Here is a 24,600-nt window from a genome sequence, read left to right as displayed (position 1 = left end):
ATGAACCAGCTCAAGACCATCTTTCTCCTGGGCGCGGTAAGCGCCCTGCTCATCGCCCTTGGGGCCCAGATGGGCCAAGGGTGGATGATCCTGGCTGTCGGGGCTGCCCTGGTGATGAACCTGGGCTCCTACTACTGGAGCGACAAGATCGTCCTGGCCATGCACCGCGCCCGAGAGGTCTCCGAACAGGAAGCCCCCCAGCTCCACGCAGAGGTGACCCAGCTCGCCGCCCGCGCAGGGATCCCCAAGCCCAGGATCTGCATCATCCCCGACGCCTCCCCCAACGCCTTCGCCACGGGACGGAACCCAGCCCATGGCGTGGTGGCCTTCACCGAAGGGCTCCTGGATACCATGCCCCGACGGGAGCTCCAGGGGGTCATCGCCCATGAACTGGGACACATCGCCCACAAGGACATCCTCATCGCCACGGTGGCCGCAGCCATGGCCAGCGCCATCAGCCTCCTGGCCAGCATCCTCCAGTGGACTGCCATGTTCAGCGGTGGCAGCCGGGACGACGAAGAGGGGGGCATGAACCCCATCGCCGCCCTGGCCTTCGCCATCCTTGCCCCCATCGGCGCCACCCTCATCCAGTTCGCCATCTCCCGTTCTCGGGAATTCCTGGCGGACGAGGAGGCGGCCCACCTGACCGGCGACCCCGAGGGTCTGGCCCGCGCCCTGGAGCGCCTGGAGCACAGCCATGACGTGATGCCCGCCGGGCTCACTGCCCGCCCCGCCACCGCCAGCCTCATGATCGCCAGCCCCTTCAGCGGTCGAGGTGTCATGACTTGGTTCAGCACCCACCCCCCGATCCCCGTGCGCACGGCCAAGCTCCGGGCCATGATCGGAGTCCGTTAGACTCAGAGCATGTCCGGTCCAATCCAGAGCCTTTGGCGACGTCTCCAGGCCCACGGGGCCAGGAATAGCCTGCCCGCCAGCGATGGAAATGCCGTCCAGCTCCTGGAATCCGGCTGCCAGATCCTGGAAGCCAGCCGGAACCTGATCCGGGGCGCCACCCGGACCCTCCACTTCGAAACCTACATCTGGACCGACGACCAGACGGGGCGGGAACTCCTGGAGCTGCTGAAGGATGCCCAGACAAGAGGGGTCCAGGTGCGGGGCATCGTGGACCACTTCGGAAGCTGGGCATCCGAAGCCCTGATACAGGAGGCCAGGAAGGCCGGACTGAACGTGCGCCTCTACCACCCCATACGCATCCGCTTCCCCTGGCGCTCATGGATGAGACGAAACCACCGAAAACTGGTCATCGCCGATGGCCGGAGAGCCGTGGTGGGCAGCGCCAATTGGGCCGATGACTACAACAGTGAAGTCAATCCCAATCACTACCGGGACCTGGGCCTTGAGTTGATGGGTCCTGTCATGAAGGACTTGAGCCTGGACTTCGCGGCCTCCTGGACCCGAGCCAAGGGCCAGCCCTTCTCCACAGAAGACCTGCCGGCGAGCACGGAAGAGCTCCCCTCCCAGGCCTGGATCCCCAGGGTGCCCATCCAGGTGGTTTCCAGCCTGAACCGCGGCCGCCAGCCCATCCGCCGTCACCTCCTGGTGGTGCTGCGCCAAGTCAAGCAGCGGGCCCTGGTGGCCAGTGCCTACTTTGTCCCGGATCCACAGGTGCTGCGGGCTCTGACACGCATGATCCGCCGGGGCGTGGAAACAGACCTGATCCTGCCGGGCACTTCCGACCACCCGGCGGTCCAGGCCGCCAGCCGAGCCACCTTCGGGCGCCTCCTCCGGGTGGGGGCCAGGATCTGGGAACGGCAGGGACGGATGCTCCACACCAAGGCCGCGGTCCTGGATCAGGAAATCGTGATCCTTGGCAGCGCCAACCTGGACTCCCTCAGCTTCAGGCGGAACCTGGAGCTCAACCTCGTGCTCCGAAGCCGCACCCTGGCCGGGATCATCGAGGAGACCCTGGAGCGGGACCGGAGCCGGAGCCTCCCATGGGATCTGGAACAGTGGCACGCCCTGCCCTTCTGGCGGAAGACGCTCCAGAGGGTGTTCTATGCCCTTTGGCCCTGGCTATGACCGGAGCTCTCGGCGAGATGGAACACCCAGGTAAGTCCCCCGACAAAACCCAACTCATTTTTCCAACATAGTGCCTTATCACCTGGATGATCCGTGCCGATGGATCCACTATGGAGTGCCCAAGGGGGCGTTATGGATATTGGAAGCGCCAGTTCACTGAGTCTATACAGCTATCTCTCCGCCCTGCAGGGTTCCACGTCCACCAGCAGTCAGAGTTCTGCCGTCCTCCAGGCCCTGACAGCGGCCTATTCGAACAGCAGCAGCACGAGCAGCCTCCTGGGCTCCGACTCCCTGACGGCAGTGGCAGGCAGCGCCAGCACCCTGCCCTCCCTCGTGGGCAGCATCTATGCTGCCGCCACGGCGAACGGCGCCTCCTCGGATCTCTTCGCATCACTGAGCAGCACTGCCGCAGATGCCACCAGCACCGCCAGCCTCCTGGCCAGCCTCGGGACCTCCGGCTCGAACAGCTTCTCAAGTTCAGCAATCAATTCCGATGCGACCCTGGCCCTTGTGGCCTACAACTATCAACAGAGCGGCTTGGCCAGTACCATCACAGCCTCCGCCAAGGAAGCCGCCTCAAGCATCGACACCACCGACGCCAGTGCCGTCCAGAGCCTCATCCAGTCCGCCCAGAGTTCCGCCTTCACCAGCGTCCTGGACATGATGGGCTGAAGACGTGGCCCACACCGACAAGCACAGAAATACAGAAGGTTATACCCAATTCAAGCTTGCACCTATGTTGCACTTTTCCTACCCTGTGGATGTCTTTTCAACCCCGTGCGCGGATGGTTAGCTTCTTTCCCAGGCAAAGAAAAAGCCCCAGAACCTATTGGTTCCAGGGCATTTGGCGGAGAGTAAGAGATTCGAACTCTTGAACGGGTCGCCCCGTTACACGATTTCCAATCGTGCTCCTTCGACCACTCGGACAACTCTCCAGGTCGATCCCGTATTACGCGGGAAGAAGTAGGTTAACACGGAAGTGGGCCGTCGCCAAGAGCTGGGATTGCGGGGAGTGGGAACGACAGGGATGATGAAGGTATGTCCTCTAACCTGTGCACCCTGGCCTCGGAAATCCTGAAACGCATGGAAGGGCGTCCGCTCCCCCAAGGGGTGCCCCAATTTCTGGCCTGCGACGGGGAACAGTGCCTGCTGCGAACGGGAAAAGGATTTCAGGAACTGCCGCTAGCCGACCTGCCCCCCCGTCCGGACATCGCCCACCTCCTGGACCACACCCTCCTGAGGGCTACAGCCACAGAAGGAGAGATCGATCAACTTTGCCGCGAGGCCCTGGAACACGGCTTCGCTTCGGTATGCGTCAACCCGGTCTGGGTGAAGCGCTCCGCCAGCCTCCTGGAGGGGAGTGCCATCGGAGTGTGCACAGTGATCGGCTTCCCCCTGGGAGCCAACACCCTGAGCACCAAGGCTCGGGAAGCCGAAGATGCCCTGGCACAGGGTGCCCGGGAGATTGATTTCGTCATGGCCCTGGGATACGCCAAGTCCGCAGAGTGGCGAGCAGTGGAAACCGAATTCCGGGAACTCCGCCGGGTCACAGGCTCCGCCTGCCTGAAGGTAATCCTGGAGACCTGCCTCCTGGAAGACGAAGAAAAGCGCCTGGCCTGCCGCCTTGCCCGGGAAGAGGGCCTGGACTTCGTGAAAACAAGCACCGGATTCTCTACCGGAGGAGCAACGCCCGGGGATGTGATGCTGCTGCGCCAAGCCGTGGGGACGGATTGTGGAGTCAAGGCATCCGGAGGCATCCGCACCCATGAAGCGGCCATGCGCATGCTCCTGGCTGGTGCCACGCGCCTGGGAGTCTCGGCCTCGCTGGCGATGCTCAGCACCTGTCAGGAATCCCCTTACTGATTCCCCCCAGGAGTGCGGTATGCTCATGAACAGAAACGCCTTTGGAGGAAATTGTGGCCAAACTCGATCTCGTCATGTTCGAGGAGGAGTACAAGCAACTCCAGGAGATCATCGGCCGACTCCAGGTGGATTCCTCGAGCAAAGTCGTCTTCCTGGTGGACAAGAACGGTCAGCAGATCGCCGCCGCCGGGGAGGTCCGCAGCATCGACGCCACCAGCCTGGCTTCCCTCACCGCCGGAAACGTGGCGGCCACCGACGGCCTGGCCAAGCTCATTGGCGAGAAGGAGTTCAGCCTCCTCTTCCATGAGGGGGAAAAGGACAATCTGCACATCTCCATCGTCGGCAAGCGCGGCATTCTGGTGGTCATCTTCGACCAGAATTCCAGCCTTGCCCTTGTGCGACTGCGCGTGAAGAAGGCCAGTCGGGAACTCCAGGAAATCTTCGAGCGTGTAGAGCACAGAGCCCAGGACCAGGGCGGCGAGAACGCCAAATTCGAGAGCCCTTTCACGGAAATCACCGACGAAGACATCGATCGTCTCTTCGGAGACTGACCGGAGTAATTTCATGACCTTCATCAATTACGCTTCCAGAGAGATCAACTGCAAGATCGTCTACTACGGTCCGGGTCTCTGCGGAAAGACGACGAACATCCAATGGATATTCGAGCAGGCCAACCCCGAGAAGAAGGGCAAGCTCGTGAGCTTGGCCACGGAAACCGACCGGACCCTGTTCTTCGACTTCCTCCCCCTGGACATGGGCACCGTCAAAGGCTTCAAGGTCCGATTCCACCTCTACACAGTCCCTGGCCAGGTCTTTTACGACGCCTCCCGGAAGCTGATCCTTCGAGGCTGCGACGGGGTCATCTTCGTGGCAGACAGCCAGGCAGCGCGGATGGAGGCAAACATCGAATCCATCGCCAATCTGGCCACCAACCTCAAAGAGAACGGGTTCGATATCCGCACCATCCCTTACGTGCTCCAGCTCAACAAACGGGATATGCCCACTGCCGCCTCCGCCCAGGAAATGGAGCAGCTCCTGCGCTTCCGCAGTGAACCGATGATTGAGGCCGTGGCCAGCCGGGGGATCGGCGTCATCGACACCCTCAAGGCCACCGCTCGCCAGATCCTCATGGACCTCCAGAAGGGCTGATCACTGCTTGACCTTTGCAAAGGGCGTGGTAGAGTGGAGTTTACCCATTCCGGCGTAGCTCAGGGGTAGAGCAATCGGCTGTTAACCGATCGGTCGGGGGTTCAAATCCCTCCGCCGGAGCCAGTAAGAAAGCCCACCAAATGGTGGGCTTTTTTGGTTTGAGGCAAAAGGTGGCCAGATGAGGCGGCATGTTGCTGTGAGCCTGGACTCCGCCAGCGGCTCGCGATTAAACCCAAGGCCAGGAGAGGTCGATCAGGCGGGTGTGCACGCTTTGCATGCCGAGGTCCCATGACCAGCCTCCCCCCTTTTCCGGGAACACGATTCCATGCCAAGGCAGGGACGGCAGAGGGACTGCAGCTCACCCGCAAAGGAAAGCCCCATGGGTGAGCACGTCCGGATCCGGCCAGGCCTCCGGATGCCCTGCACCGTCCCGGTGCTCTGGGTTGTGCTGGCGTTTCTGTTATTGGGTACCGGATCTCTGTACGCCGCCTCCTGGCAGGGGAAGGAGGCCAACATTCCGCTCACGGGCGAGGAGAAGGCCTTCCTCACGGGGAGAACGATTCGGATCGGGGTGGACTCGGCTCGTCCCCCCTTCGAGTTTCTCGATGCCCAGGGCGTTTACACGGGCATCAGCGCGGCGTTCATCCAGGAGTGCGCCAAGAGGCTTGGGATTCGGCTCGAGGTCGTGCCCGGACTGACGGTCGATCAGGCGGTCGCCAAGGTGGAGACAGGCAAGATCGACCTCATCCCCAAAGTCACCCCCACGGCCGAGCGCGGCAAGCTCCTGATCTTCACGGCGCCCTACAACTCCTTCCCGTCGGTGATCGTCAGCCGAAGGGAGACCAGGTTCATCCGGGGACTGGAGGATCTGGGAGGCCTGAAGATCGGAGTTCTGAAGGGACTGGTGGTGGAGGAGCTCCTCCGGAGGGACCATCCCGAGCTGCCCCTCGTTGCGATCGCCAATATCAAGGATGCGCTCCTCCAGCTCTCCACAGGCAAGATCGATGTCTTCATCGACAACCTGGGAACGGTCACCTACAACATCGACCAACTCGGACTGACCAACCTGAAGATCGCTGCCCCGACCCCCTACACCCACGACTTGGCCTTCGGGGTGCGGAAGGACATGCCCCTGCTCCGCTCCGCTCTGGACAAGGCCCTCGCGAGCCTGTCGAACGAGGAACGGGCGCTCATCAAGAACCAATGGCTGGGCAACCCCGAGCCGAAGGGCATAGCCTGGACCGCCCTGCTCCCCTATGCCGGTGCCCTCGCCGGCCTCGCCCTGCTCCTGCTTGTGCGCAACTTCTACCTCCGGAAGGCCATGCGGGAGCGCCAGCGGGTTCAGGGGGAACTGGAGGCCCACGCTCTCCTCCTGGAGTCCCAGGCACAGATCAAGGCCCAGCTGACCACGCTATCCGTCGGGCTTCAGAACGCCCGCACTTACGAGAAGCTGGCCGAGGTCTGCCTCTCCCAACTCGCTCCCTTGACGGGCATGGCCTCCGGGTCGCTTCACATCCTGGAGGAAGAGGAGGGGATGCTTAGGTATGCGGGCGGGTACGGCCGGACCGGCCGCGAACCCGAATCCCGATCGATCGGCTTCGGTCGCGGCTTGGTGGGGCAGTGCGCCCGGGACCGGGCTCCCGTCGAGCTCGTGGATCCCCAGGGCCTGCCCTTCACCGCCGCACTAGGATGCGGGGAACTGGTTCTTCACGAGCTGTTGATCCTGCCCATCCAGCGGATGGATCGGGTGCTCGGCGTGCTTGCCCTTGCGACTCCGACCCGCTTCGAAGCGGAACACCGCCGCCTGCTGGAGGAGGTCCTGCCCATCCTGGCACTGAACCTGGAGATCCTCGCGGGGAACCTGGAGACGCAGCAGCTGTTGGAGCGGAGCCGGTGTCAGGCCAAGATTCTCGCCGAAGCGGAGCAGAAGAGCCGCACCCTCCTTGACTCCCTCAGTGTGGGCATGTTGCTCATCGACCCGCGGCAGGGGGTTATCGTCGACACCAACCCCGTCGCCCTCCAGTTGATCGGTTGCACCCGGGAGGACCTGATCGGACAGCCTTGCGGCAGCGGAGGCTGCACCCGTGCGCTCCACCAGTGCCCGGCCCTGGACCGGGGCGAGCCTCTGGAGAATGCCGAGGAGATGGTGGGCCGCACCGCCGGGCGGCAGATCCCGGTGCTCAAGAACGTGGTGCCGGTGGTCCTGGGGGGGCAGGACTTCCTTCTGGAAAGCATCGTGGACATCTCGGCCCAGAAGGCGCTTGAGGGACAGCTGCGCGAATCCGCAGAGCGCCTCCAGGTTGCCTCTAACGCCCTCGTCCAAAGCCCCGTGTCCGTGATGATCACGGATTCGCAGGGCGTCATCGAGTATGTGAATCCCAAGTTCGAAGCCCTCAGCGGGTATGCCTCCGAGGAGATCCTCGGGCAGAATCCGCGCTTCCTCAAGTCGGGGCTGAATCCCCCCGAACTCTAGGAGGCGCTGTGGACCACCATTCTCGCCGGCCGGGAGTGGTGCGGCGAGATCTGCAACCGCAAGAAGAATGGCGAGTTCTACTGGGAGCATGCCTCTATCTCCCCCATCCACGGGGAGGGAGGCCGGATCACCCACTTCGTGTCCGTCCGGGAGGATATTACGGAGCGCAGACGCCTGGACGGAGAGATCCAGCAGCAACTGGAGGAGCTGGAGCGCTTCGCGCGCCTCACCGTGGATCGGGAGGAACGGATGATCGAGCTCAAGCAGGAGATCAACGCCCTGCTGGCCGAGGTCGGCCAAAAAGCACGCTACACCATCGTGGAATAGCAACGGGAGATCCCATGTTCAAGGAACCGCGGCAGGAAACCCTCTTCGAATGGCAGATGCTCGGCGACATCGCGGCGGGCCGACCCCACCTGGGCAGTACCACGGATGTTGCGGTCTACCGGCTGATGCAGTTCACTTTGCGGGATGTGATCATCCAGGAATTCGATCCAGTCACCGCAGACCGCCTTTACTACAAGGCCGGGGAATTGGCCGGGAAGCACTTCTTCCGCAACCTCATCACCCAAAGGAAGGACTTCCCGGCCTTCGTAAAGGAGCTGCAGGAGCTCCTGAGCACCCTGAAGATCGGCATCCTGAGGATCGAGAAGGCCGACCTGGAGCGGCTGGAATTCACGATGACCGTGGCCGAAGACCTGGACTGCTCCGGGCTACCCATCAGCGAGGAGACCATCTGCACCTATGACGAGGGTTTCATCAGCGGACTACTCCAGGAGTTCACAGGGCGGCCCTTCGAAGTGAAGGAGGTAGACTGCTGGTGCTCCGGTGACCGGGTCTGCCGCTTCGATGTGCGTCCGGCGTGAACGGGGACGGACCATGATCGAGGTTCGCAAAGAGGACATCGACCGCCTCACCGAGGTCTTCGCCCATATCCTGGGCGGGAAACGGCCCCAGCGGCTCGAACTGCCTCCGGGCCATCCGGACAACGAATTCCACCAGGTCGTGGAGTATGTCAACCGCTTCGTGGAGAGCTACAACGAGACTGCGGAACTGTCCTACCAGCTGGCCCGGGGGGAACTCGACGCCGAGCCTCCCCGCGGGAGGACCGTGGTCCTGCAGTCCCTCAAGAGCCTGCACGCCAGTCTCCGGACCCTCACCTGGACCACCCAGCAGATCGCCCGGGGGGATTTCTCCCAGAAGGTCAGCTTCATGGGGGACTTCTCCGAGGCCTTCAACCGCATGACGGAGCATCTGAGGCAGTCCTTCGAGGAGCAGGAGAGGGCCGCCCGGAGGCTGCAGGAACAGGTGGACGAGTTGGCCCGGACCCGGCGGGCCATGCTGAACATCATGGAGGATCTCAAGTCATCCAGATAACACGCCCGCTTTCTGAGGTGGGCGACGTCAGCCCATCCGCGAAACCCGCGGACCATTCCCCCATCCATTGCGAGTCGCCCATGAAATTCATCGATAACATGCGGATCCGGAACAAGGTGCTCTTCGCCCTGCTGCCCCTGATCGCGATGGTCCTGTTCGCCACCCTCTACTCCTCGATGCAGATGCGCCGGGTCGACGGCCACTACCAGTCCCAGCGGACCCAGGGGCGGGCAGAGCTCTACCTCACCCGCGCCAATTCGCGGATCTACCGCTACGGGATGCTGCTCTATCAAGAGATCTCGGAGCAGGACGGGGAGGCCATCCAGGGGACGGAAAGAGAGTTGGAGACCACCTACCGGGACTTCCAGGGCTACATCGACGAGTCCCTCAAGGCGAACCCGGCGAAGGCGGGACGGATCACGAGCATCCGCAACGATTTCGGGGAAGCGGTTCGAATCTCCCGGGCGGTGCGGAACTACGCCATGCGCAACGAGGACAAAGTCGCATTCGGTCTGCTCAACGAGGAGGTGGCGGCGCGGATGGAGAGGGCGCGGCAGGCCGGGACGAGCCTGGTGGACGATATCGGGCAGGAGGTCGACCGGATCAACGCCGATTATGCCCAGGCGACGAACCAGATCGTGGTCAACACCTGGCTGGTGATCAGCCTGGGGCTGATGGGCTCCCTGCTCGCCACCTTCCTCGTGGTCCGGCGGGACATCCTCACGGTCTTCCTCGACCTGCGCCGCAGTATCCTGGACGTGGCGGAGGGTCGCCTGGACCAGCCCATCGGCTACCAGGAGCGCACCAACGAGGTGGGCGACATGGCCCGGGCCCTCGCCGTCCTGCGGAAGTCGGCGCGGGAACAGGAGATACGGTCCTGGGTGAAGGGCCAATCGGGGATCCTGCTGGAATACCTGCAGTCGGCCGAGGACTTCGAGGTGTTTTCCTCTGTGCTGCTGCGCGAGCTCTCCCGGTCCATTCCGCTCCTCTACGGCGCCCTCTATGTGGCTGCGGATGACCAGAACACCTTCCACCGAGTGGGTGGGTACGCGCTGGAAGGGCTGGCCCAGGTAAAGAAGTTCTCCCGGGGCGAAGGGCTGGTGGGGCAAGCCGCATCGGACCGGAGGCCCCTTGCGTTCACGGCCCTTCCCGAGGACCATCTGGAGATCCAGGCCGGGCTAGGGGCGCTGCAGGTGCGTTCCCTGGCCATCTTCCCGGTGATGGACCAGGAGGGCGTCACGGCCGTGCTGGAGCTGGCGCCCCTCGAGCCCATCGATGGGAGGCAGCAGGCCCTGCTCGACCAGCTGCTGCCCAGCCTGGCTGTCCACATGAAGATCATGAACGCCAACCTCCGGACCCGGAGGTTGCTCGCTGAAACCCAGCGCCAGACCGAGACCCTGGCGGCCTCCGAATGCCAGCTCCAGGCCCGCAAAGAGGAGCTGGAATCCATCAACGAGCAGGTGGCCAAGCAGGCGAGGCACTTGGCCGAGGCCGAGGAACGCTCCCGCCTTATCCTGGGCTCGGTCAGCGAAGGCATCCTGGGGATGGGGAACAACGGCCACATCACCTTCACCAATCCTGCCGGGACCCGCATGCTGGGCTACGACCCGGAGGAGCTTGTCGGAAAGCTGCTCCACGCGGAGATCCACCACACGTGGCCGGATGGTTCCCCCTACCCCAAGGACGAGTGCCCGATGTTCCTGACCTCGCTAGACGGCGAGCAGCGGGTCGTGAGCGACGAGGTGCTCTGGCGGAAGGATGGCACCTGCTTCCCGGTGGAGTACGTTACGACCCCGATCCTGAAGGACGGTTTCGTGGCGGGCACGGTGATCTCCTTCCGGGACATCACCGAGCGCCTGCTGGCCGAAGGGGCCCTCAGGGAGAGCGAGGCCAGGAACCGGAGCATGCTGGAGGTGATGCCTGTCGGCGTGGCCCTGATGAACGAGCAGGAAGAGATCGAGTTCCTCAACCACACCTTCGTCGGAATGTTTGGCTACACCCCCGAGGAGATTCCGGACGTCGCCCGCTGGTATGAGCTGGCCTATCCCGACCCGGGCTACCGGAAGCAGCAGCAGGAGGCCTGGAATGCAGCCTTGGCAAGGGCCGTTGCGGCTGACGCCCCCATGAATTCGCTTGAGATGCGCGTAACGCGCAAGGACGGGGAGGTCCGGGACGTCGCCTTCTCCAGCGTCATGATCGGCACCCGCAACCTCGCCACCTGCATCGACATCACCGAGCGCAAGCATGCGGAGCGGATGATGCAGGAGGCCAAGGAGATCGCGGAGGGGGCCTCCCAGGCCAAGGCGGACTTCCTGGCCAACATGAGCCACGAGATCCGCACCCCCATGAACGCCATCATCGGCATGGCGCACCTGGCCCTGAAGACCGAGCTCAATCCACGCCAGAAGGACTACGTGAAGAAGATCCAGCAGTCCGGCCAGCACCTGCTGGGCATCATCAACGATATCCTGGACTTCTCAAAGATCGAGGCGGGCAAGCTCTCCGTGGAGCTCACGGAGGTCCACCTGGACAAGGTCATGGAGAACGTCTCCAACCTCATCACCGAGAAGGCCACGGCCAAGGGCCTGGAGCTGGTCTTCGACGTGGGCCCCGGGGTGCCCAACGACCTGATGGGCGATCCGCTGCGGCTGGGCCAGATCCTCATCAACTACGCGAACAACGCTGTAAAGTTCACGGAGCAGGGAGAGATCGATATCCGCACTCGCCTCGTGGAAGACCTGGGGAGCGAGGTCTTCCTCCGCTTCGAGGTGCGTGACACGGGCATCGGCCTGACCGAGGAGCAGAAGGGGCGCCTCTTCCAGAGCTTCCAGCAGGCGGACTCCTCCACCACCCGCAAGTATGGCGGCACGGGCCTGGGCCTGGCCATCTCCAAGAAGCTGGCGGTGCTCATGGGCGGAAATGTGGGCGTGGACAGCCTTCCAGGCCAGGGCTCCACCTTCTGGTTCACCGCCCGCCTGGGCAAGGGCAAGCCGCGGAGGGCCCTGGTGCCACGCCCCGACCTGCGCGGCAAGCGCATGCTGGTGGTAGATGACAACGAGAACGCCCGCCACGTGCTCGTGGACATCCTCATCTCCATGTCCTTCCAGGTGAACGAGGTGGCCTCGGGCGCGGAGGCCCTGGCCGCCATCCGCAGGGCCGCGGCGTCGGGCCAGCCCTACGAGGTGGTCTTCCTCGACTGGCAGATGCCCCGAATGGACGGCCTGGAGGCGGCCCACCATATCAAGGCCCTTGGTCTTGACACCGCTCCCCGCCTCATCATGGTCACGGCCTACGGGCGGGAGGAGGTGCTGAAGGGAGCGGAGACGGTTGGGGTGGAGGACGTGCTCATCAAGCCGGTATCCCCCTCGATGCTTTTCGACTCGATCATGCGCGTCCTGGGCGCCGTCCTGGAGGAGGGCGAGGCCGGGGAGGGTGAAGGCCCCCTTCCCACCGACGAAGCCGTCCTGCAGCTCCGGGGGCTGAAGGTCCTGCTCGTGGAAGACAACGATTTCAACCAGCAGGTGGCTACCGAGTTGCTCGCGGATGCGGGCATCAAGGTGGACGTTGCCGAGAACGGGCTCATCTCCCTCGAGAAGGTGCGGACCGGCACCTATGACCTGGTGCTCATGGATATGCAGATGCCGGTCATGGACGGCATCACCGCCACCGTCAGGCTGCGGGAGGAGGGCCACCGCATGCCCATCATCGCCATGACGGCCAATGCCATGCAGGCGGACCGGGACCGGTGCACCTCGGCGGGGATGAACGACTACCTAGTTAAGCCCATCGATCCCGACGAGATGTTCAGGGTGCTGGCACGGTGGCAGCCAAGGATTGAAGCCGCGCCCGAGGTCCCGCCCGTGCGCGAGGCGGCGGCTCCGACCGCTGACGAGCCAGGGGACGAGGTCCCCCGGGATATCCCCGGCTTGGATGCGGAGCTGGGCCTGAAGCGCGTGCGGGGGAAGCGGCCCCTCTACCTGGAACTGCTGCGCAAGTTTGCGGAAGGACAGGGACGCGCCGCGGAGGAGATCCAGCGGTGCCTGACCGCCGGGGACCGGACCACGGCGGAGCGGATCGCCCACACCCTGAAGGGCATCGCCGGGAACGTGGGGGCCACCGGGATCCAGGGCGAGGCCGCCGCGGTGGAACACGGGATCCGGGACGGTCATGGGGTCGCGGGTGAGCTTGACCGGTTGGGGCAATCCCTGGCAGAAATGGTCACCCGGCTGGAGCTGGCGCTGCCTGCACCGGTCCACCACGAGGTGGTGGACGCCGGACAGGCCGACGCCATCGTGGAGCGGCTACGCCGCCTCCTGGGTGACAACGATCCCGAAGCCGAGGAACTGATGGAGGAGCATCTGGAACTCCTGCACCGCATCCTGCCCGGGCAGGGGGACACGTTCGCCCGTGCCGTCCGCGCCTTCGATTTCGACAAGGCGCTGGCGCTGCTGGCCGCGACGGAGGGAGAGCCATGAACGAGGACACCCGCCCCACAGTGCTAGTGGTGGACGATGCTCCAGACGACCTGAAGCTGCTGAGCGGGCTGCTCAAGGAATGCCACCGCGTCAAGATCGCCAACGGCGGGGAGAAGGCCCTCGCCATCGCCCGATCGGAGCCTCTGGACCTGGTCCTCCTGGACATCCTGATGCCCGAGATGGACGGCTTCGAGGTGTGTCTGGCGCTCAAGCAGGACGCGCGACTGAGGGATATCCCCGTCGTCTTCATCAGCGCCCTGGACGATGTCTGGGACAAGGTCAAGGCCTTCCGCGTGGGAGGCGCCGACTACGTGACCAAGCCCTTCCAGGCCGAGGAAGTCCTCGCGCGGGTGGACTACCAGATCGAGCTCCGCCAGCTGCGGCGGCAGCTAGAGGACAGGAACCGCGGCCTGAAGGAGGCCAACGCGAGACTCCAGGAGCTGGACCAGCTCAAGGCGAGCTTCACCGCGATGATGGTCCACGATCTGCGGTCACCCCTCACGGGGATCCAGACTGTCCTGGATATGTATGAGGCCCAGGGGTCGATCAGGCCGGAGCTCCTGGTGCGATGCCGCCATTCCCTTCAGGACATCCTCTCCATGCTCAATGACCTGCTGGAGCTATTCCGCAGCGAGGGCAGGGAGATCCCCCTGGACTTCCGCAGGTTGGATCCCAAGGTCCTCCTCCAGGGCGTGCTGGATGCCTTCACCCCCCAGGCCTCCGCGCGGGGGGTCCACTTGAACCTGACGTGCCCCGACCCGCTCCCCGAGGTCGAGGTGGATCCGCAGAAGGTGAACCGCATCCTCTCCAATCTCCTTGACAACGCGCTGAGGTTCACGCCGTCCGGGGGCCACATCCTCCTGGACGCCTGCGAGGTGGACGGAAGAGGCGTCGACCTTGGGCTGCGCTGGCTATCCGTCTCGGTGACGGACACCGGCCAGGGCATCGTCCCGGAGCAGCTGCCCTACATCTTCGACCCCTACCGGCAGATCTCGAAGCACGATGCCGGACTGGGATTCGGGCTTGGCCTGGCAATCGTTCAGCGACTCATGGCCGCCCACCGCGGCCGGGTGACCGTGAGGAGCCAGACCGGCGTCGGCACGAGCTTTACCCTGCTCTTCCCCGTTGCCCCCGTCACCCCCTAGGGCGGCGGGAGCCCGTGCTTCCTTCCCCTGAAACCGATTCGCCCCACCCCGCCAGGAGGCCCTTCCGATGACCGACGACACACGCCCCATCGTCCTCGTGGTGGATGACACCCCCGACAACCTCAAGGTCATGAGCGCCCTCCTAAAAGACCTCTACCGGGTCAAGATTGCGAACAGCGGAGAAAAGGCCCTGGCCATCACCACGTCCGACACCCCGCCTGACTTGATCCTGCTGGACATCATGATGCCGGAGATGGACGGCTACGAGGTCTGCAAGCGCTTGAAGACCGACCGCAAGACCAGGGACATCCCCATCATCTTTCTCACCGCGATGACGGCGACGGAGGACGAGGAGAAGGGCCTGAGGCTCGGTGCGGTGGACTACATCACCAAGCCCATCAGCCCGCCGGTGGTCCTGGCTCGGGTGGAGACCCATCTCAAGCTCAAGGCCAGCGCCGATTTCTTGCGCAGCAAGGCCGATTTCCTAGAGGCTGAGGTGAACCGCCGGACCCGGGAGGTGGTGGCCATCCAGGACGTGACCATCCTCTCCATGGCTTCCCTGGCAGAGACCAGGGACTCCGACACGGGCAACCACATCCGCCGCACCCAGCGCTATGTAATATTGCTGGCCAAGCAGCTGATGGACCACCCCCGCTTCTCCGCCTACCTGGACGAGGCTCGGATCAACCTGCTCTACAAGTCGGCGCCACTGCACGACATCGGCAAGGTGGGGATCCCAGACCGGATCCTGCTGAAGCCCGCCCGGTTCGAGCCCCACGAGTTCGAGATCATGAAGCGCCATACCATCCTGGGGCGCGACGCCATCGAGCACGCGGAGCAGTCCCTGGGCATGCCGGTGGAGTTCCTGGCCCTGGCCAAGGAGATCGCCATCTCCCATCACGAAAAGTGGGACGGCACGGGCTACCCCGAGGGACTGAGCGGCGACGACATCCCGATTCCGGCCCGGCTCATGGCCGTGGCCGACGTCTACGACGCCCTGATCAGTCGGCGGATCTACAAGGAGGGCATGCCCCACGCCATGGCCTACCAGATCATCGTAGAGGGCGCGGGGACCCACTTTGATCCCGATGTGGCCGAGGCCTTCACGAACCTCGCAGACGACTTCCAGGCCATCGCCCAGAAGTTCTCGGACAAGGATGCGGACATGGACAAGAAGAAGACCTACTTCGCCGAGGCCATCGGACACCCATGAGGCCGCTGGGTCCGGGCCGCATCGCGCGGACTGGACTCGATGGTCGGCAGGCGATCCAATCCGACGTTATTGGACCCCATGAGCTCACGATCTCCCCGGAGGCCATTCTCGATCAGGAGATTCTTCGCACGGCGAGAGAGCTTCTTGATCGCCAATTCCCGCCTGGAAGCCTCACTCCTGCACCCAACCAGTTCGCGGTAGACCACAACCAGGACGCCCCGACCACGGGTGTACTTTGCGCCCCTGCCAGCCTGATGCTTCGAAAGCCGCCCATCAACGTCTGTCGCAATGCCGGTGTAGAGCGTGTCATCACCACAGCGAAGGATGTAGACCCACCACTCGGGCTTTGGACCTGGGCTGGGCATGAATCCTCCGGATGCTGTCGGTAGCCAGACAAGGATTGTATGCTTTCACCCAGACCGTGCCCGCCTTTACACCTTTCGGCCCAATTGGACTCGGTCGGCTCCATCCATAACCGGTAAACTCACGACTTGATGGAGGTCCCATGCGTCTGGCGATTCCCCTCTCCGCCCTTTTCCTTGGCACCCTGATCGCCTGTTCTCCCCTACAGGTCAAGTACGACTATGATGCCCGTGCCGACTACGCTCAGTATCACTCCTTCGATTGGGAGGCCGACTCAAAAGATACCTTCACCGAACGACGGATCCGGGCTGCAGTGGAAAAAGATCTGACAGCCAAAGGCTTCCGAAGAGCTGAAGGCAACCCGCCCGATCTCCTGGTGAGCGCCTATCCCGTCTACCGCGATGAAAGGGTCCGCAGCGTTGGGGTTGGCGTCGGCATCGGCCTGCGCATCCTGCCAGGCGTCAGTGTCGGGGTGGGAACCGGTTCGGCCAAGGCGAAGGTGCAGACCATCGGGGGCATCGTCATGGCGTTCAAGGACACCCGGAACAGCCAGCTGATCTGGAAGGCCGAAACAGAGGACGCCCTGGAGGAAGGCAGCACCCCAGAGGAGTCCGAGGAGGCCATCCAGGCCGCCGTAACCAGGATGCTGGAACGCTTCCCGCCCGAGGCGCGGCCATCTAAATAGCGCGGAGTTTCCGCGACTACGCCAAGCTTCTCAGGCGGTTGGCCGTACTCTCGATCTCGGTGATGCGGAAGGCGAAGTTGCCGTCCACCACCACCACCTCGCCCTTGGCGATCTGCTTCCCGTTGACCAGCAGCTCGACGGGTGCGTCGGCGGCCCGGTTGAGCTCCAGGATGGAGCCCGGGGTGAGCTTCAGGAGATCCCCCAAGGGCATCTCGGTCTGGCCCATGCGGACCATCAGGGGCAATTCGATATCCAGCAAGAGGTCCAGATTGCCCGTATCCACAGGCGCCCCCATGGGGGCCGAAGAGCCCGCCGCCGCCCGTGGCGCTGCGGCGGGTGCGGGGGCCTGGGATACAACCGGCTCCGGAGCTCCGACGGGTTCGGGCGGAGGAGGTGGGGCGGCCACCTCACCAAACCCGAGCTTCCGCTTCATCTGCTCGGAAAGAAGATCGGGGATCAGGACATGGATGAGGGCCTGAAGCGATTCCTGGGTGGTTTCCAGGGGCAGGTCGAAGAAGGGGCCAGGCCCCAGGAGCTCTTCGAGCATGGACTGACCCGCCTCGGTGGATGCATGGATCTCCACATTGGAGATGGAAAGCGTCTCCCCTGCCATATCCGATAGGGCCTGATTGGCGCTGCCCATGCTCTGGTTGATGGTCTCCGCAAGGGCATCCTTGGAGTCCCCGGCCAGTTCCTCCGAGGGTGCCCCATCGCCCCCAAGCATGAGGTCCACCAGCATGGTGCCCTCCCTGAGCGGCATCGCGAAGAGCATGGGGCCGGTCATCCCCTTGGTGTACTGAACCTTGGCATAGACTGCGGGCCCATCGTAGAGGGCAGTGATACCAGCATGATCCACCAACACCCCCTCCTTTGGGGTGATGGCGAAATCCCGGCCCGTAAGCATGGAGAACACGGAGCCCATGCTTTCCGCGAAGCATCCTCCAACTTTTTTCCCCAGTTCCTCCATCGCGGAATCCATGTCAAACCTCCTGTTTCATGCTTGATATCTGGAAGATCCGCTTCTGATTGGCATTGAGGGCCACGTAGCCATGGAACCTGGGAATGCCGTCCAAGGTCAGATCCAAGGGAGCATCAAACCGCTGGGTCAGGGGAATGATGTCCCCGACCTGGAGGGCGAGGATATCCGACAGCCGGAGGTTGGTGCCCCGGATCTCCGCGCAGACCCTCATATCGCAGCGCTTGATACTCTCCATCAGCAGACGGGCTTCTTCATAATTGGAGGATTTCTTGTAGCCCGTGTACATCTCCTGGTCGAACTTCCCGGCGACGGGCTCCAGGATGATGGAGGGGATGGCCAGATTTACCATGCCCACCACCGAGCCCATCTTCACCTCGAAGACCACCAGGAGCACCACCTCGTTGGGAGCCACGATCTGGATGAGCTGGGGACTCGTCTCCCGGGCCTGGATCCTGAATTCCAGGTCGATGATGCCCCGCCAGGCCTCCCGGAGATCATCCAGCAGCAGCTTGAGCACACCGTCGAAAATGCTCTGTTCAATGTCGGTCATGGTCCGCATCTGCTTCAGGGGCTCGCCGGGACCGCCCAGCATCTTGTCGATGATGGGAAAAACCAGCTGGGGATTCACCTCCAGGGCGAAGGCCCCCTCCAGAGGTCGAATGGAGATGGCGTTGAAGCAGGTGGGATCCGGAACGGAAAGGAGGAATTCCTGGTAGGAGAGCTGCTCCACGGAGACCAGATTCACTTCCGTGATGGTCCGCAGGTAGGCAGAAAGGGAACTGGAGAAGTTCCGCGCGAAGCGGTCGTGCATGAAGTGCAGGGTCCGCATCTGCTCCCGGCTCACCCGATCCGGGCGGCGGAAGTTGTAGAGGCTGACCTTCTTCTGAATCTGGGCTTTTTTTGCCCTCTGGGCGGCGCCCGCCGAGGCCCGCTCGGGGGCTGGCGCGGCGGCAGGTCCCGCCTTGGCCCCCTTGGCGTGGGACCTCAGTAGGGCATCGACCTCTTCCTGGCTAAGTATCTTCGCCATGCATCAACCTTCGATCCGATGTTCCTTGAGTCGGCCCCGCAGCCGGAGCATGGACTTGGTATGCAATTGCGATACCCGACTCTCGGTAATATTCAGGAGCGTACCGATTTCTTTCATGGTCAGCTCATCAAAGTAGTAGAGCTGCACCACGAAGCGTTCTTTGGTCGGCAGGCGGTCGATGCTCTCCTTGAGGAGGGCCTTCAGCTCCCTGGCATGGAGGGTGAGCTGGGGATCCTCCGCATCAGGATCGGGCACAAAGCTGATGAGGTTCTCCCCCTCCCCATCGTCGCCCGCATCCATGAAGGTGCCGAGGGTCACGCCCTTGAGCTCGTCAAGGGAGTGGTGGAGATCCTCCAGGCTCAACCCGAGGTGCTGTGCCACTTCCTCATCGGAGGCGGCCCGCCCCAACTGCTGTTCCAGGAGGTGGTAGGCCGTCTCGATATCCTTCTTCTTCCGGCGCAGGCTGCGGGGCACCCAATCCAGATCCCGCAGGCCATCCAGGATGGCCCCCCGGATCCGCTGCTCCGCATAGGTCTTGAACTTGACGTTGCGCCCGGGCTCGAACTTCTTCACCGCGTCCATGAGCCCCAGGATGCCGGAGTGGATCAGGTCCTCCACATCCACATGGGAGGGTAGACGGCTGGAGATGCGGTGGGCAACGAACTTCACCAGAGGCAGGCAGTCCGTGATGAGTGCATCCCGGTCCATGATCTCCAGATCCTCAGGGAGATCCTCCATATGGGGATTCTCCTGGGGAGGCTCAGGTGTCGGTGGCGTCTGGGCATAGGCTGCCAGAGCGGCCTTGGCCACTGGGGATGGAGGGGCCCCACCTTTCTTCACAACCGGATTCATGATTCCTCAGCAGTAAGCTGTTTCCAGAATGCTGCAAAACCGTCCTTTTGTAAGGGCACTTTTTTCTTCAGTTGATCCGCGAAGGCCCGGAAGGCCTGGGCCGAAGGGGACCGGGGATAGAGCTCGACCACGCCCCGCTGCTGGCGGACCGACTGCAGCAGGTGGGGGTCGGTGGGAATCATGCCCAGAATGTTCAGTTCCTTCCCCAGGAAGCGCAAGGTGGCGGCCTGGAGTTGCTCCAGGGTCTCCTCCGCCTCTGACTCCACCTGGGCGTTGTTCACCACCACCCAGATGGGCTTCTCGGGATCCCTCAGATGAATCACCTTGACCATGGCGTAGGCGTCCACCAGGGAGGTGGGCTCTGGGGTGGTCACCAGGATGACCTCCTGGGCCGCCATGAGGAGCTTCACCACGGAATCATGGATGCCAGCGGCGGTATCGATGAGCAGCCAGTCCTGGGTCTCGGCCACCCGCTGGAGCCCCTGCACGAGGCGCAGCTCGGACATGGTGTCCAGGCGAGTCAGTTCCTGGATGCCGCTGGAGGCGGGAATGACCTTGATGCCCAGGGGGCCATCGAGAATGATCTCCTCAAGGATCTTCTCGCCCCGGAGGACGTGCTCCAGGGTATGGGTGGGCGTGAGCCCCAGCAGGATGTCCAGATTGGCCAAGCCAAAGTCAGCATCCAGCACCACCACCCGCTGCCCCACCCTGGCCAGGGACATGGCCAGACCCGCCACCACATTGGTCTTGCCGACACCACCCTTCCCGCTGGTAACCGCCAGCACCCTGGAGGGGAACAGGGTGCTGTCAGCCTGCTGGCCCTGTGCCATGGCCCGGAGCCGGGATGCCTGATCGATCATAGGTTCACCTGGGGAACAGGAAGGATGAGATCCGCCACCCGACGAGAGGTGGCCATTTCGAGGTCCTGGGGCACTTCCTGCCCAGTTCCCAGATAACTCAAGGGGCGCTTGACCCGCACCAGGGTCGAGAGGATGGGACCGTAGGTGCTGGTTTCATCCAACTTGGTGAAGATGATACGCCCGGGTTTCAGGGGTTCGAAGCGTTGGGCCAGATCGGCGAGATCCTTGGGCTTGGTGGTGGCGGAGAGCACCAGGTGCGTCTCCACCTCCGGCAGTTCGTCCAGGAAGCGCCGCAACTGCCCGAGCATCTCGGTGTCCTTGGGGTTGTGGCCGGGCGTATCGATGAGCACCAGGGCGCGGTCCTGATAGAAACGGAGGGCGCTGCGGAGGTCCTCCACCGTCAGGGCCACATGGATGGGCACCTGGAGGATCTGGGCGTACTGCTGGAGCTGGTCCACCGCCGCCACGCGAAAGGTATCCAGGGTGAGGAGGGCCACCTTCTGCTTCAGCTCCAGCTTGGCGTAGGCCGCCAGCTTGGCGATGGTGGTGGTCTTGCCGACCCCCGTGGGCCCCACCAGGGCCGCCACCCGCATCTTGCCCGGATCCAGCTGGATGGGAGCCGCCACCGGGATGAAGTTGGCGATGACCCGCCGCATGAAGATGCGGGCCTTCTCGGGATCCACCGTCTCATCCCCGCACTGCTCCAGCAGGGAACGCTGGGTGTATTCACAAAGCCTCAGGGCGATGAGGGGATCCACGTCATTGCCCACCAGATCCCCGTAGAGTTCCAGAAGGCTCGGGGGCAGGTGGAGCTGGGCCTGAGGCATCCCCTGCTTCTGGATGCGGCTCAGCATGGCCTTGAGCTGATCCAGCTCCCGGAGAATGGAGGTGTTCTTGGACTCCTGTTCCTTGAGGGCCTCCACAGCGCCCTTGATCTCCAGCAATTCCCGCCGGAGGGGTTGGAGATCCACTGGAGGCGGAGGAGGAGGGGGTGGGGGCGAGACCTTGGGTAGAGCCGCCTTGAGGACCGGTGCCGCTTCGCTCCGGAGAGGCATGGGAGGATCCACCTGGACCGGACGAGGGTTTCGCCCTGCGAGAGGTGACCTCAGCCCATAGGTGTCCCCCACCGCCAGGGCGGGCTCGGGAGCCCCGACCGGAGCCATGGCCTCATCCACCGCCGCCGTCACCTCGATGAGGGCGGTCCCGGAGGGGTTCTTCCGGGTCTTGGTGGAAAGGATGAAGGCCTCCTCCCCCATCTCCCGCTTGATCGTTTCAAGAGCATCCTGCATGGAGGCAGCTTCAAAGGTCTTCACACGCATAGGGCACCAAAAGAAAATTCAACCACCAAGGCACCAAGACACGAAGAAAAGACCAAGGAATTGTTATATTTAATATTTATTTCTTTTATCATTTCTTTCTTTGCTTTTCCTTGGTGCCTTGGTGTCTTGGTGGTGGAATTCTTCATTCTTTTCATGACACCGTCCCCAGGTTCACCACCCGCACATCCAGGGGGATTTCGCTGTGGCTCAGCACCACGAGGTGGGGCATGACCCGCTCCAGGAGGCGCCGGAGATGGGGGCGCACCACGGGATTGGTCAGGAGCACGGGCTGGGCCCCGGGCAGAAGCTGATTGATGCCGCTGGTGATGCGGTTCAGGACCTCCTGGATCCGACCGGGGTCCATGGCCAGGAAGCTGCCCCGATCCGTGGTCTCGATCCCCCCCTGAAGGGCCTGCTCAAGACCGGGGTCCAGCACCAGAACACCCAGCTCGTTGTTCTCCGAGAGGTGGGGAGTGGTGAGGGTGCGGCCCAGGTGCTGACGCACGTATTCCGTGAGCATAAGAGGATCGCGGGTGATGAGGGCCGCGTCTCCCGTGGCCTCCAGAATGCGCCCGAGATCCCGGACGGAAACCCGCTCCCGCAGAAGGTTCTGGAGCACCTTCTGCAGCGTCCCGGTGTTGACGACCCCCGGCACCAGTTCCTCCACCAGCTTGGGCGAGTGTTCCTTGAGCGTCTCCAGGAGCTGCTGCACCTCGGTCCGCCCCAGGAGTTCGGGGGCCTGCTGCTTGACGAGTTCAGAGAGGTGGGTGGAGATGACGGTGGCGACATCCACCACGGTGTAGCCCATGAGCTGAGCCCGATCCCGCTGGTTCTCCTGAATCCAGAAGGCCGGAAGACCGAAGGCGGGTTCGGTAGTGGAGATGCCCTGGATGTCCTCGGAGGCGGTTCCGGGATTCATGGCCAGGAAGAGGCCCGGAGAGACCTCGCTGCGGCCGATCTCCTCGCCCCGCAACAGGACACGATATGCGTTGGCTGGAAGCTGAAGATTGTCCCGGATTCGGATGGGAGGCACCACGATACCCAGATCCTGGGCCATCTGCCGCCGGATGGCCTTGATGCGCTCCAGCACCGTGCCACCCTGGGCCGCATCCAGCAGGGGGATCAGGCCATAACCCACTTCCAGCCCAAGGGGGTCCACCCTGAGAAGGGCCTCCACCCGCTCGGGTCCCTCGGCGGGTTTGAGTTTCTCCTTGGCATCGGCCAACGCCTTCTCATCGGCCTTCTGATGGCTCAGCTTCCAGGCAGCGTAGGCAAGGATGCCAAAGATGATGCCCATCGCCCAGAAAGGCACCAGGGGGAGTCCAGGAACCGCGCCAAAGAGGATGAGCACCGAAGCGGCGATGGCCAGAGGCCGGTAGTCGATGCCAAGCTGCCCGACGATCTGGGAGCCAAGGTTGAGGGACTGGCTGCCGCTGCGGGTCGTCAGAATGGCACCCCCCACCGAAATGAGGAGGCTGGGGATGGCCGTCACCAGACCGTCGCCCACGGTCAGGAGGGTGAAGGTCTCCATGGCCTGCATCACGGGCACGTTGTATTTGATGATCCCGATGAGGATGCCCGCCACGATATTGACGGCCAGGATAATGAGGGCCGCCACGGAGTCCCGCTGGGTGAACTTCACCGCACCGTCCATGGCGCCATAGAAGCTTGCCTCCTCCTGAATATCCTTGCGCCGCCGCCGCGCCTCGTGCTCATCGATGTAACCCGCATTCAGATCGGCATCGATGGCCATCTGCTTGCCGGGCATGGCATCCAGTGTGAAGCGGGCCGTGACCTCAGCAATGCGTCCAGCGCCGTGATTGATGACCAGGAACTGGATAGCCAGCAGGATCAGGAAGACCACCAGACCGATGACGTAACTGCCTCCCACCACGAACTGGCCGAAGGCCTGGATCATGTGCCCGGCGGCTTCAGGCCCTTGCTCACCACCGTATAGCAGGATGCGCCGGGTGGCCGCCACGTTCAGCGAGAGACGGAAAAGGGTGACGATCAGGAGCACCGAGGGGTAGGCATTGAACTCCTGGGGCCGCGCCACATACATGCCCACGATCAGGATCAGCAGGGAAACGGTGATATTGAGAACGATGAGCACGTCCAGCACAAAGGCCGGCAAGGGCAGCACCATCACCACCAGGACAATGATGACAAACACCGGCGCAGCCAAATCCACCCGCTTGGAGAGTCGGGCCATATAGGGCAGCAATCGGTCCAGAAAAGTCAGCATGTTGACACCGTCAGGGACGGGGGCGAAAGGGGTGCCACATGGCGTCCAGAGAGCGATGTTCGCCCCAGGAGACCCAAAACCCTTTGGATGGATTCTCCATCCCCCCTACTTCCTTCTCGAGAAAAGGACTATCCTGGTGACTGGAATCGCCCAAGAACCAATAGAGGAGGCACCATTGAAGATCCTGGTTGTCGATGACTCTTCAACGATGCGCCGCATCATCATCAACACCCTCTCCCGCATCGGCTACACCGATGTCGTGGAGGCCGAGCACGGCAAGGCGGGCCTGGCCAAGCTGGCCCTAGGCGGAGTCGAGATGATCATCACCGACTGGAACATGCCCGAGATGGATGGCCTGGAGTTCGTCCAGAATGTTCGCACCCAGAATGCGGCCATCCCCATCCTCATGGTCACCACCAACGCTGCCAAAGAGGACATCGTCCAGGCCCTCCAGTCCGGCGTGAACAACTATGTCGTGAAGCCCTTCACCCCTGAAACCCTCAAGGAGAAGATCGAATCTCTCCTGGGCTGATGT

The 24,600-nt window shown here is 63.2% G+C and carries 20 protein-coding genes, 2 tRNA genes and 1 pseudogene; 15 read left to right on the top strand and 8 right to left on the bottom strand.

The window, feature by feature from the left end:
• The 3 genes from HOLFODRAFT_RS0214925 to HOLFODRAFT_RS25585 all read left to right on the top strand — a co-directional run bounded on the left by HOLFODRAFT_RS0214925 (nt 1) and on the right by HOLFODRAFT_RS25585 (nt 2,712).
• Nucleotides 1-855: a M48 family metalloprotease gene (locus tag HOLFODRAFT_RS0214925; protein ID WP_005034521.1), complete on the top strand. Its 855-nt coding sequence runs from the start codon at nt 1-3 to the stop codon at nt 853-855.
• Between the two features lie 9 nt (nt 856-864).
• Nucleotides 865-2,040 carry a phospholipase D-like domain-containing protein gene (locus HOLFODRAFT_RS0214920; RefSeq protein WP_005034519.1) on the top strand — a complete coding sequence of 392 codons (1,176 nt, stop codon included), beginning with the start codon at nt 865-867 and terminating at the stop codon, nt 2,038-2,040.
• 132 nt (nt 2,041-2,172) lie between these two features.
• The gene (locus tag HOLFODRAFT_RS25585; protein WP_005034518.1) at nt 2,173-2,712 is read left to right on the top strand and encodes a hypothetical protein; all 540 of its coding nucleotides are present in this window, start codon (nt 2,173-2,175) and stop codon (nt 2,710-2,712) included.
• 173 nt (nt 2,713-2,885) lie between these two features.
• Here the strand turns inward: HOLFODRAFT_RS25585 and HOLFODRAFT_RS0214910 are convergent.
• Nucleotides 2,886-2,975, bottom strand: a tRNA-Ser gene (locus tag HOLFODRAFT_RS0214910).
• 103 nt (nt 2,976-3,078) lie between these two features.
• Here HOLFODRAFT_RS0214910 and deoC point away from each other — a divergent pair.
• The 10 genes and pseudogenes from deoC to HOLFODRAFT_RS0214855 all read left to right on the top strand — a co-directional run bounded on the left by deoC (nt 3,079) and on the right by HOLFODRAFT_RS0214855 (nt 15,735).
• A complete protein-coding gene (gene deoC / locus HOLFODRAFT_RS0214905; RefSeq protein ID WP_005034516.1) occupies nt 3,079-3,903 on the top strand; it encodes a deoxyribose-phosphate aldolase in 825 nt (274 codons plus the stop codon).
• Nucleotides 3,904-3,956: 53 nt separating this feature from the next.
• Entirely contained in the window at nt 3,957-4,454 is a 498-nt protein-coding gene (locus tag HOLFODRAFT_RS0214900) for a roadblock/LC7 domain-containing protein (protein ID WP_005034515.1), read from the top strand.
• Between the two features lie 13 nt (nt 4,455-4,467).
• A complete protein-coding gene (locus HOLFODRAFT_RS0214895; RefSeq protein WP_005034513.1) occupies nt 4,468-5,052 on the top strand; it encodes a GTP-binding protein in 585 nt (194 codons plus the stop codon).
• A gap of 48 nt (nt 5,053-5,100) precedes the next feature.
• A tRNA-Asn gene (locus HOLFODRAFT_RS0214890) sits at nt 5,101-5,175 on the top strand.
• 202 nt (nt 5,176-5,377) lie between these two features.
• Nucleotides 5,378-7,852 (top strand): annotated as a pseudogene (locus tag HOLFODRAFT_RS0214885) (PAS domain S-box protein).
• Between the two features lie 14 nt (nt 7,853-7,866).
• Nucleotides 7,867-8,391: a V4R domain-containing protein gene (locus HOLFODRAFT_RS0214875; protein WP_005034506.1), complete on the top strand. Its 525-nt coding sequence runs from the start codon at nt 7,867-7,869 to the stop codon at nt 8,389-8,391.
• 13 nt (nt 8,392-8,404) lie between these two features.
• Nucleotides 8,405-8,902 (top strand): HAMP domain-containing protein, encoded by a 498-nt coding sequence (locus HOLFODRAFT_RS0214870; RefSeq protein WP_005034501.1) that lies wholly within the window; start codon nt 8,405-8,407, stop codon nt 8,900-8,902.
• 80 nt (nt 8,903-8,982) lie between these two features.
• Entirely contained in the window at nt 8,983-13,377 is a 4,395-nt protein-coding gene (locus tag HOLFODRAFT_RS23425; RefSeq protein WP_005034499.1) for a response regulator, read from the top strand.
• Nucleotides 13,374-14,522: a hybrid sensor histidine kinase/response regulator gene (locus HOLFODRAFT_RS0214860; protein ID WP_005034498.1), complete on the top strand. Its 1,149-nt coding sequence runs from the start codon at nt 13,374-13,376 to the stop codon at nt 14,520-14,522. The genes HOLFODRAFT_RS23425 and HOLFODRAFT_RS0214860 overlap by 4 nt, the downstream gene beginning before the upstream one ends.
• Nucleotides 14,523-14,589: 67 nt before the next feature.
• Complete coding sequence (locus HOLFODRAFT_RS0214855) at nt 14,590-15,735, top strand: response regulator (RefSeq protein WP_005034496.1); 1,146 nt, start codon at nt 14,590-14,592, stop codon at nt 15,733-15,735.
• Here the strand turns inward: HOLFODRAFT_RS0214855 and HOLFODRAFT_RS21605 are convergent.
• Nucleotides 15,705-16,100 carry a GIY-YIG nuclease family protein gene (locus HOLFODRAFT_RS21605; protein WP_005034493.1) on the bottom strand — a complete coding sequence of 132 codons (396 nt, stop codon included), beginning with the start codon at nt 16,098-16,100 and terminating at the stop codon, nt 15,705-15,707. The two genes, HOLFODRAFT_RS0214855 and HOLFODRAFT_RS21605, sit on opposite strands and share 31 nt — an antisense overlap.
• A gap of 140 nt (nt 16,101-16,240) precedes the next feature.
• Here HOLFODRAFT_RS21605 and HOLFODRAFT_RS0214845 point away from each other — a divergent pair, with 140 nt between their 5' ends.
• Entirely contained in the window at nt 16,241-16,783 is a 543-nt protein-coding gene (locus HOLFODRAFT_RS0214845) for a DUF4136 domain-containing protein (RefSeq protein ID WP_005034491.1), read from the top strand.
• Nucleotides 16,784-16,799: 16 nt separating this feature from the next.
• Here the strand turns inward: HOLFODRAFT_RS0214845 and fliN are convergent, their stop codons facing one another.
• From fliN to flhA, 6 genes are all read right to left on the bottom strand, one after another.
• On the bottom strand, nt 16,800-17,762 hold the full coding sequence (gene fliN, locus HOLFODRAFT_RS0214840; RefSeq protein ID WP_005034489.1) for a flagellar motor switch protein FliN: 963 nt from the start codon (nt 17,760-17,762) through the stop codon (nt 16,800-16,802).
• Between the two features lies 1 nt (nt 17,763).
• The gene (gene fliM, locus HOLFODRAFT_RS0214835) at nt 17,764-18,789 is read right to left on the bottom strand and encodes a flagellar motor switch protein FliM (RefSeq protein ID WP_005034488.1); all 1,026 of its coding nucleotides are present in this window, start codon (nt 18,787-18,789) and stop codon (nt 17,764-17,766) included.
• A 3-nt stretch (nt 18,790-18,792) separates the two neighbouring features.
• Entirely contained in the window at nt 18,793-19,641 is an 849-nt protein-coding gene (locus HOLFODRAFT_RS0214830) for a FliA/WhiG family RNA polymerase sigma factor (RefSeq protein ID WP_052572577.1), read from the bottom strand.
• Complete coding sequence (locus tag HOLFODRAFT_RS21600) at nt 19,638-20,501, bottom strand: MinD/ParA family protein (protein ID WP_005034482.1); 864 nt, start codon at nt 20,499-20,501, stop codon at nt 19,638-19,640. The genes HOLFODRAFT_RS0214830 and HOLFODRAFT_RS21600 overlap by 4 nt, the downstream gene beginning before the upstream one ends.
• On the bottom strand, nt 20,498-21,820 hold the full coding sequence (gene flhF / locus HOLFODRAFT_RS0214820) for a flagellar biosynthesis GTPase FlhF (protein WP_005034479.1): 1,323 nt from the start codon (nt 21,818-21,820) through the stop codon (nt 20,498-20,500). The genes HOLFODRAFT_RS21600 and flhF overlap by 4 nt, the downstream gene beginning before the upstream one ends.
• Before the next feature lie 151 nt (nt 21,821-21,971).
• Nucleotides 21,972-24,065, bottom strand: coding sequence for a flagellar biosynthesis protein FlhA (gene flhA, locus HOLFODRAFT_RS0214815; RefSeq protein WP_005034477.1), 2,094 nt, complete (start codon nt 24,063-24,065; stop codon nt 21,972-21,974).
• A 175-nt stretch (nt 24,066-24,240) separates the two neighbouring features.
• Between flhA and HOLFODRAFT_RS0214810 the strand changes: the two genes are divergently transcribed.
• Nucleotides 24,241-24,597 (top strand): response regulator, encoded by a 357-nt coding sequence (locus HOLFODRAFT_RS0214810; protein WP_005034474.1) that lies wholly within the window; start codon nt 24,241-24,243, stop codon nt 24,595-24,597.
• The last annotated feature ends 3 nt before the right edge of the window (nt 24,598-24,600 follow it).

The sequence above is a fragment of the Holophaga foetida DSM 6591 genome (genome assembly GCF_000242615.2).
GTDB classification, from domain to species: domain Bacteria; phylum Acidobacteriota; class Holophagae; order Holophagales; family Holophagaceae; genus Holophaga; species Holophaga foetida.
Note: the sequence above shows the minus strand (reverse complement) of the source record. Positions and strands in the feature narration are given on the sequence as shown.

Coding starts and splice junctions, on each gene's coding strand:
- HOLFODRAFT_RS0214925 (WP_005034521.1), top strand. CDS start 1: ATGAACCAGCTCAAGACCATCTTTCTCCTGGGCGCGGTAAGCGCCCTG.
- HOLFODRAFT_RS21605 (WP_005034493.1), bottom strand. CDS start 16,100: ATGCCCAGCCCAGGTCCAAAGCCCGAGTGGTGGGTCTACATCCTTCGC.
- HOLFODRAFT_RS0214860 (WP_005034498.1), top strand. CDS start 13,374: ATGAACGAGGACACCCGCCCCACAGTGCTAGTGGTGGACGATGCTCCA.
- HOLFODRAFT_RS23425 (WP_005034499.1), top strand. CDS start 8,983: ATGAAATTCATCGATAACATGCGGATCCGGAACAAGGTGCTCTTCGCC.
- HOLFODRAFT_RS25585 (WP_005034518.1), top strand. CDS start 2,173: ATGGATATTGGAAGCGCCAGTTCACTGAGTCTATACAGCTATCTCTCC.
- HOLFODRAFT_RS0214920 (WP_005034519.1), top strand. CDS start 865: ATGTCCGGTCCAATCCAGAGCCTTTGGCGACGTCTCCAGGCCCACGGG.
- HOLFODRAFT_RS21600 (WP_005034482.1), bottom strand. CDS start 20,501: ATGATCGATCAGGCATCCCGGCTCCGGGCCATGGCACAGGGCCAGCAG.
- fliM (WP_005034488.1), bottom strand. CDS start 18,789: ATGGCGAAGATACTTAGCCAGGAAGAGGTCGATGCCCTACTGAGGTCC.
- HOLFODRAFT_RS0214845 (WP_005034491.1), top strand. CDS start 16,241: ATGCGTCTGGCGATTCCCCTCTCCGCCCTTTTCCTTGGCACCCTGATC.
- HOLFODRAFT_RS0214870 (WP_005034501.1), top strand. CDS start 8,405: ATGATCGAGGTTCGCAAAGAGGACATCGACCGCCTCACCGAGGTCTTC.
- fliN (WP_005034489.1), bottom strand. CDS start 17,762: ATGGATTCCGCGATGGAGGAACTGGGGAAAAAAGTTGGAGGATGCTTC.
- HOLFODRAFT_RS0214855 (WP_005034496.1), top strand. CDS start 14,590: ATGACCGACGACACACGCCCCATCGTCCTCGTGGTGGATGACACCCCC.
- HOLFODRAFT_RS0214895 (WP_005034513.1), top strand. CDS start 4,468: ATGACCTTCATCAATTACGCTTCCAGAGAGATCAACTGCAAGATCGTC.
- flhA (WP_005034477.1), bottom strand. CDS start 24,065: ATGCTGACTTTTCTGGACCGATTGCTGCCCTATATGGCCCGACTCTCC.
- HOLFODRAFT_RS0214830 (WP_052572577.1), bottom strand. CDS start 19,641: ATGAATCCGGTTGTGAAGAAAGGTGGGGCCCCTCCATCCCCAGTGGCC.
- deoC (WP_005034516.1), top strand. CDS start 3,079: ATGTCCTCTAACCTGTGCACCCTGGCCTCGGAAATCCTGAAACGCATG.
- HOLFODRAFT_RS0214875 (WP_005034506.1), top strand. CDS start 7,867: ATGTTCAAGGAACCGCGGCAGGAAACCCTCTTCGAATGGCAGATGCTC.
- flhF (WP_005034479.1), bottom strand. CDS start 21,820: ATGCGTGTGAAGACCTTTGAAGCTGCCTCCATGCAGGATGCTCTTGAA.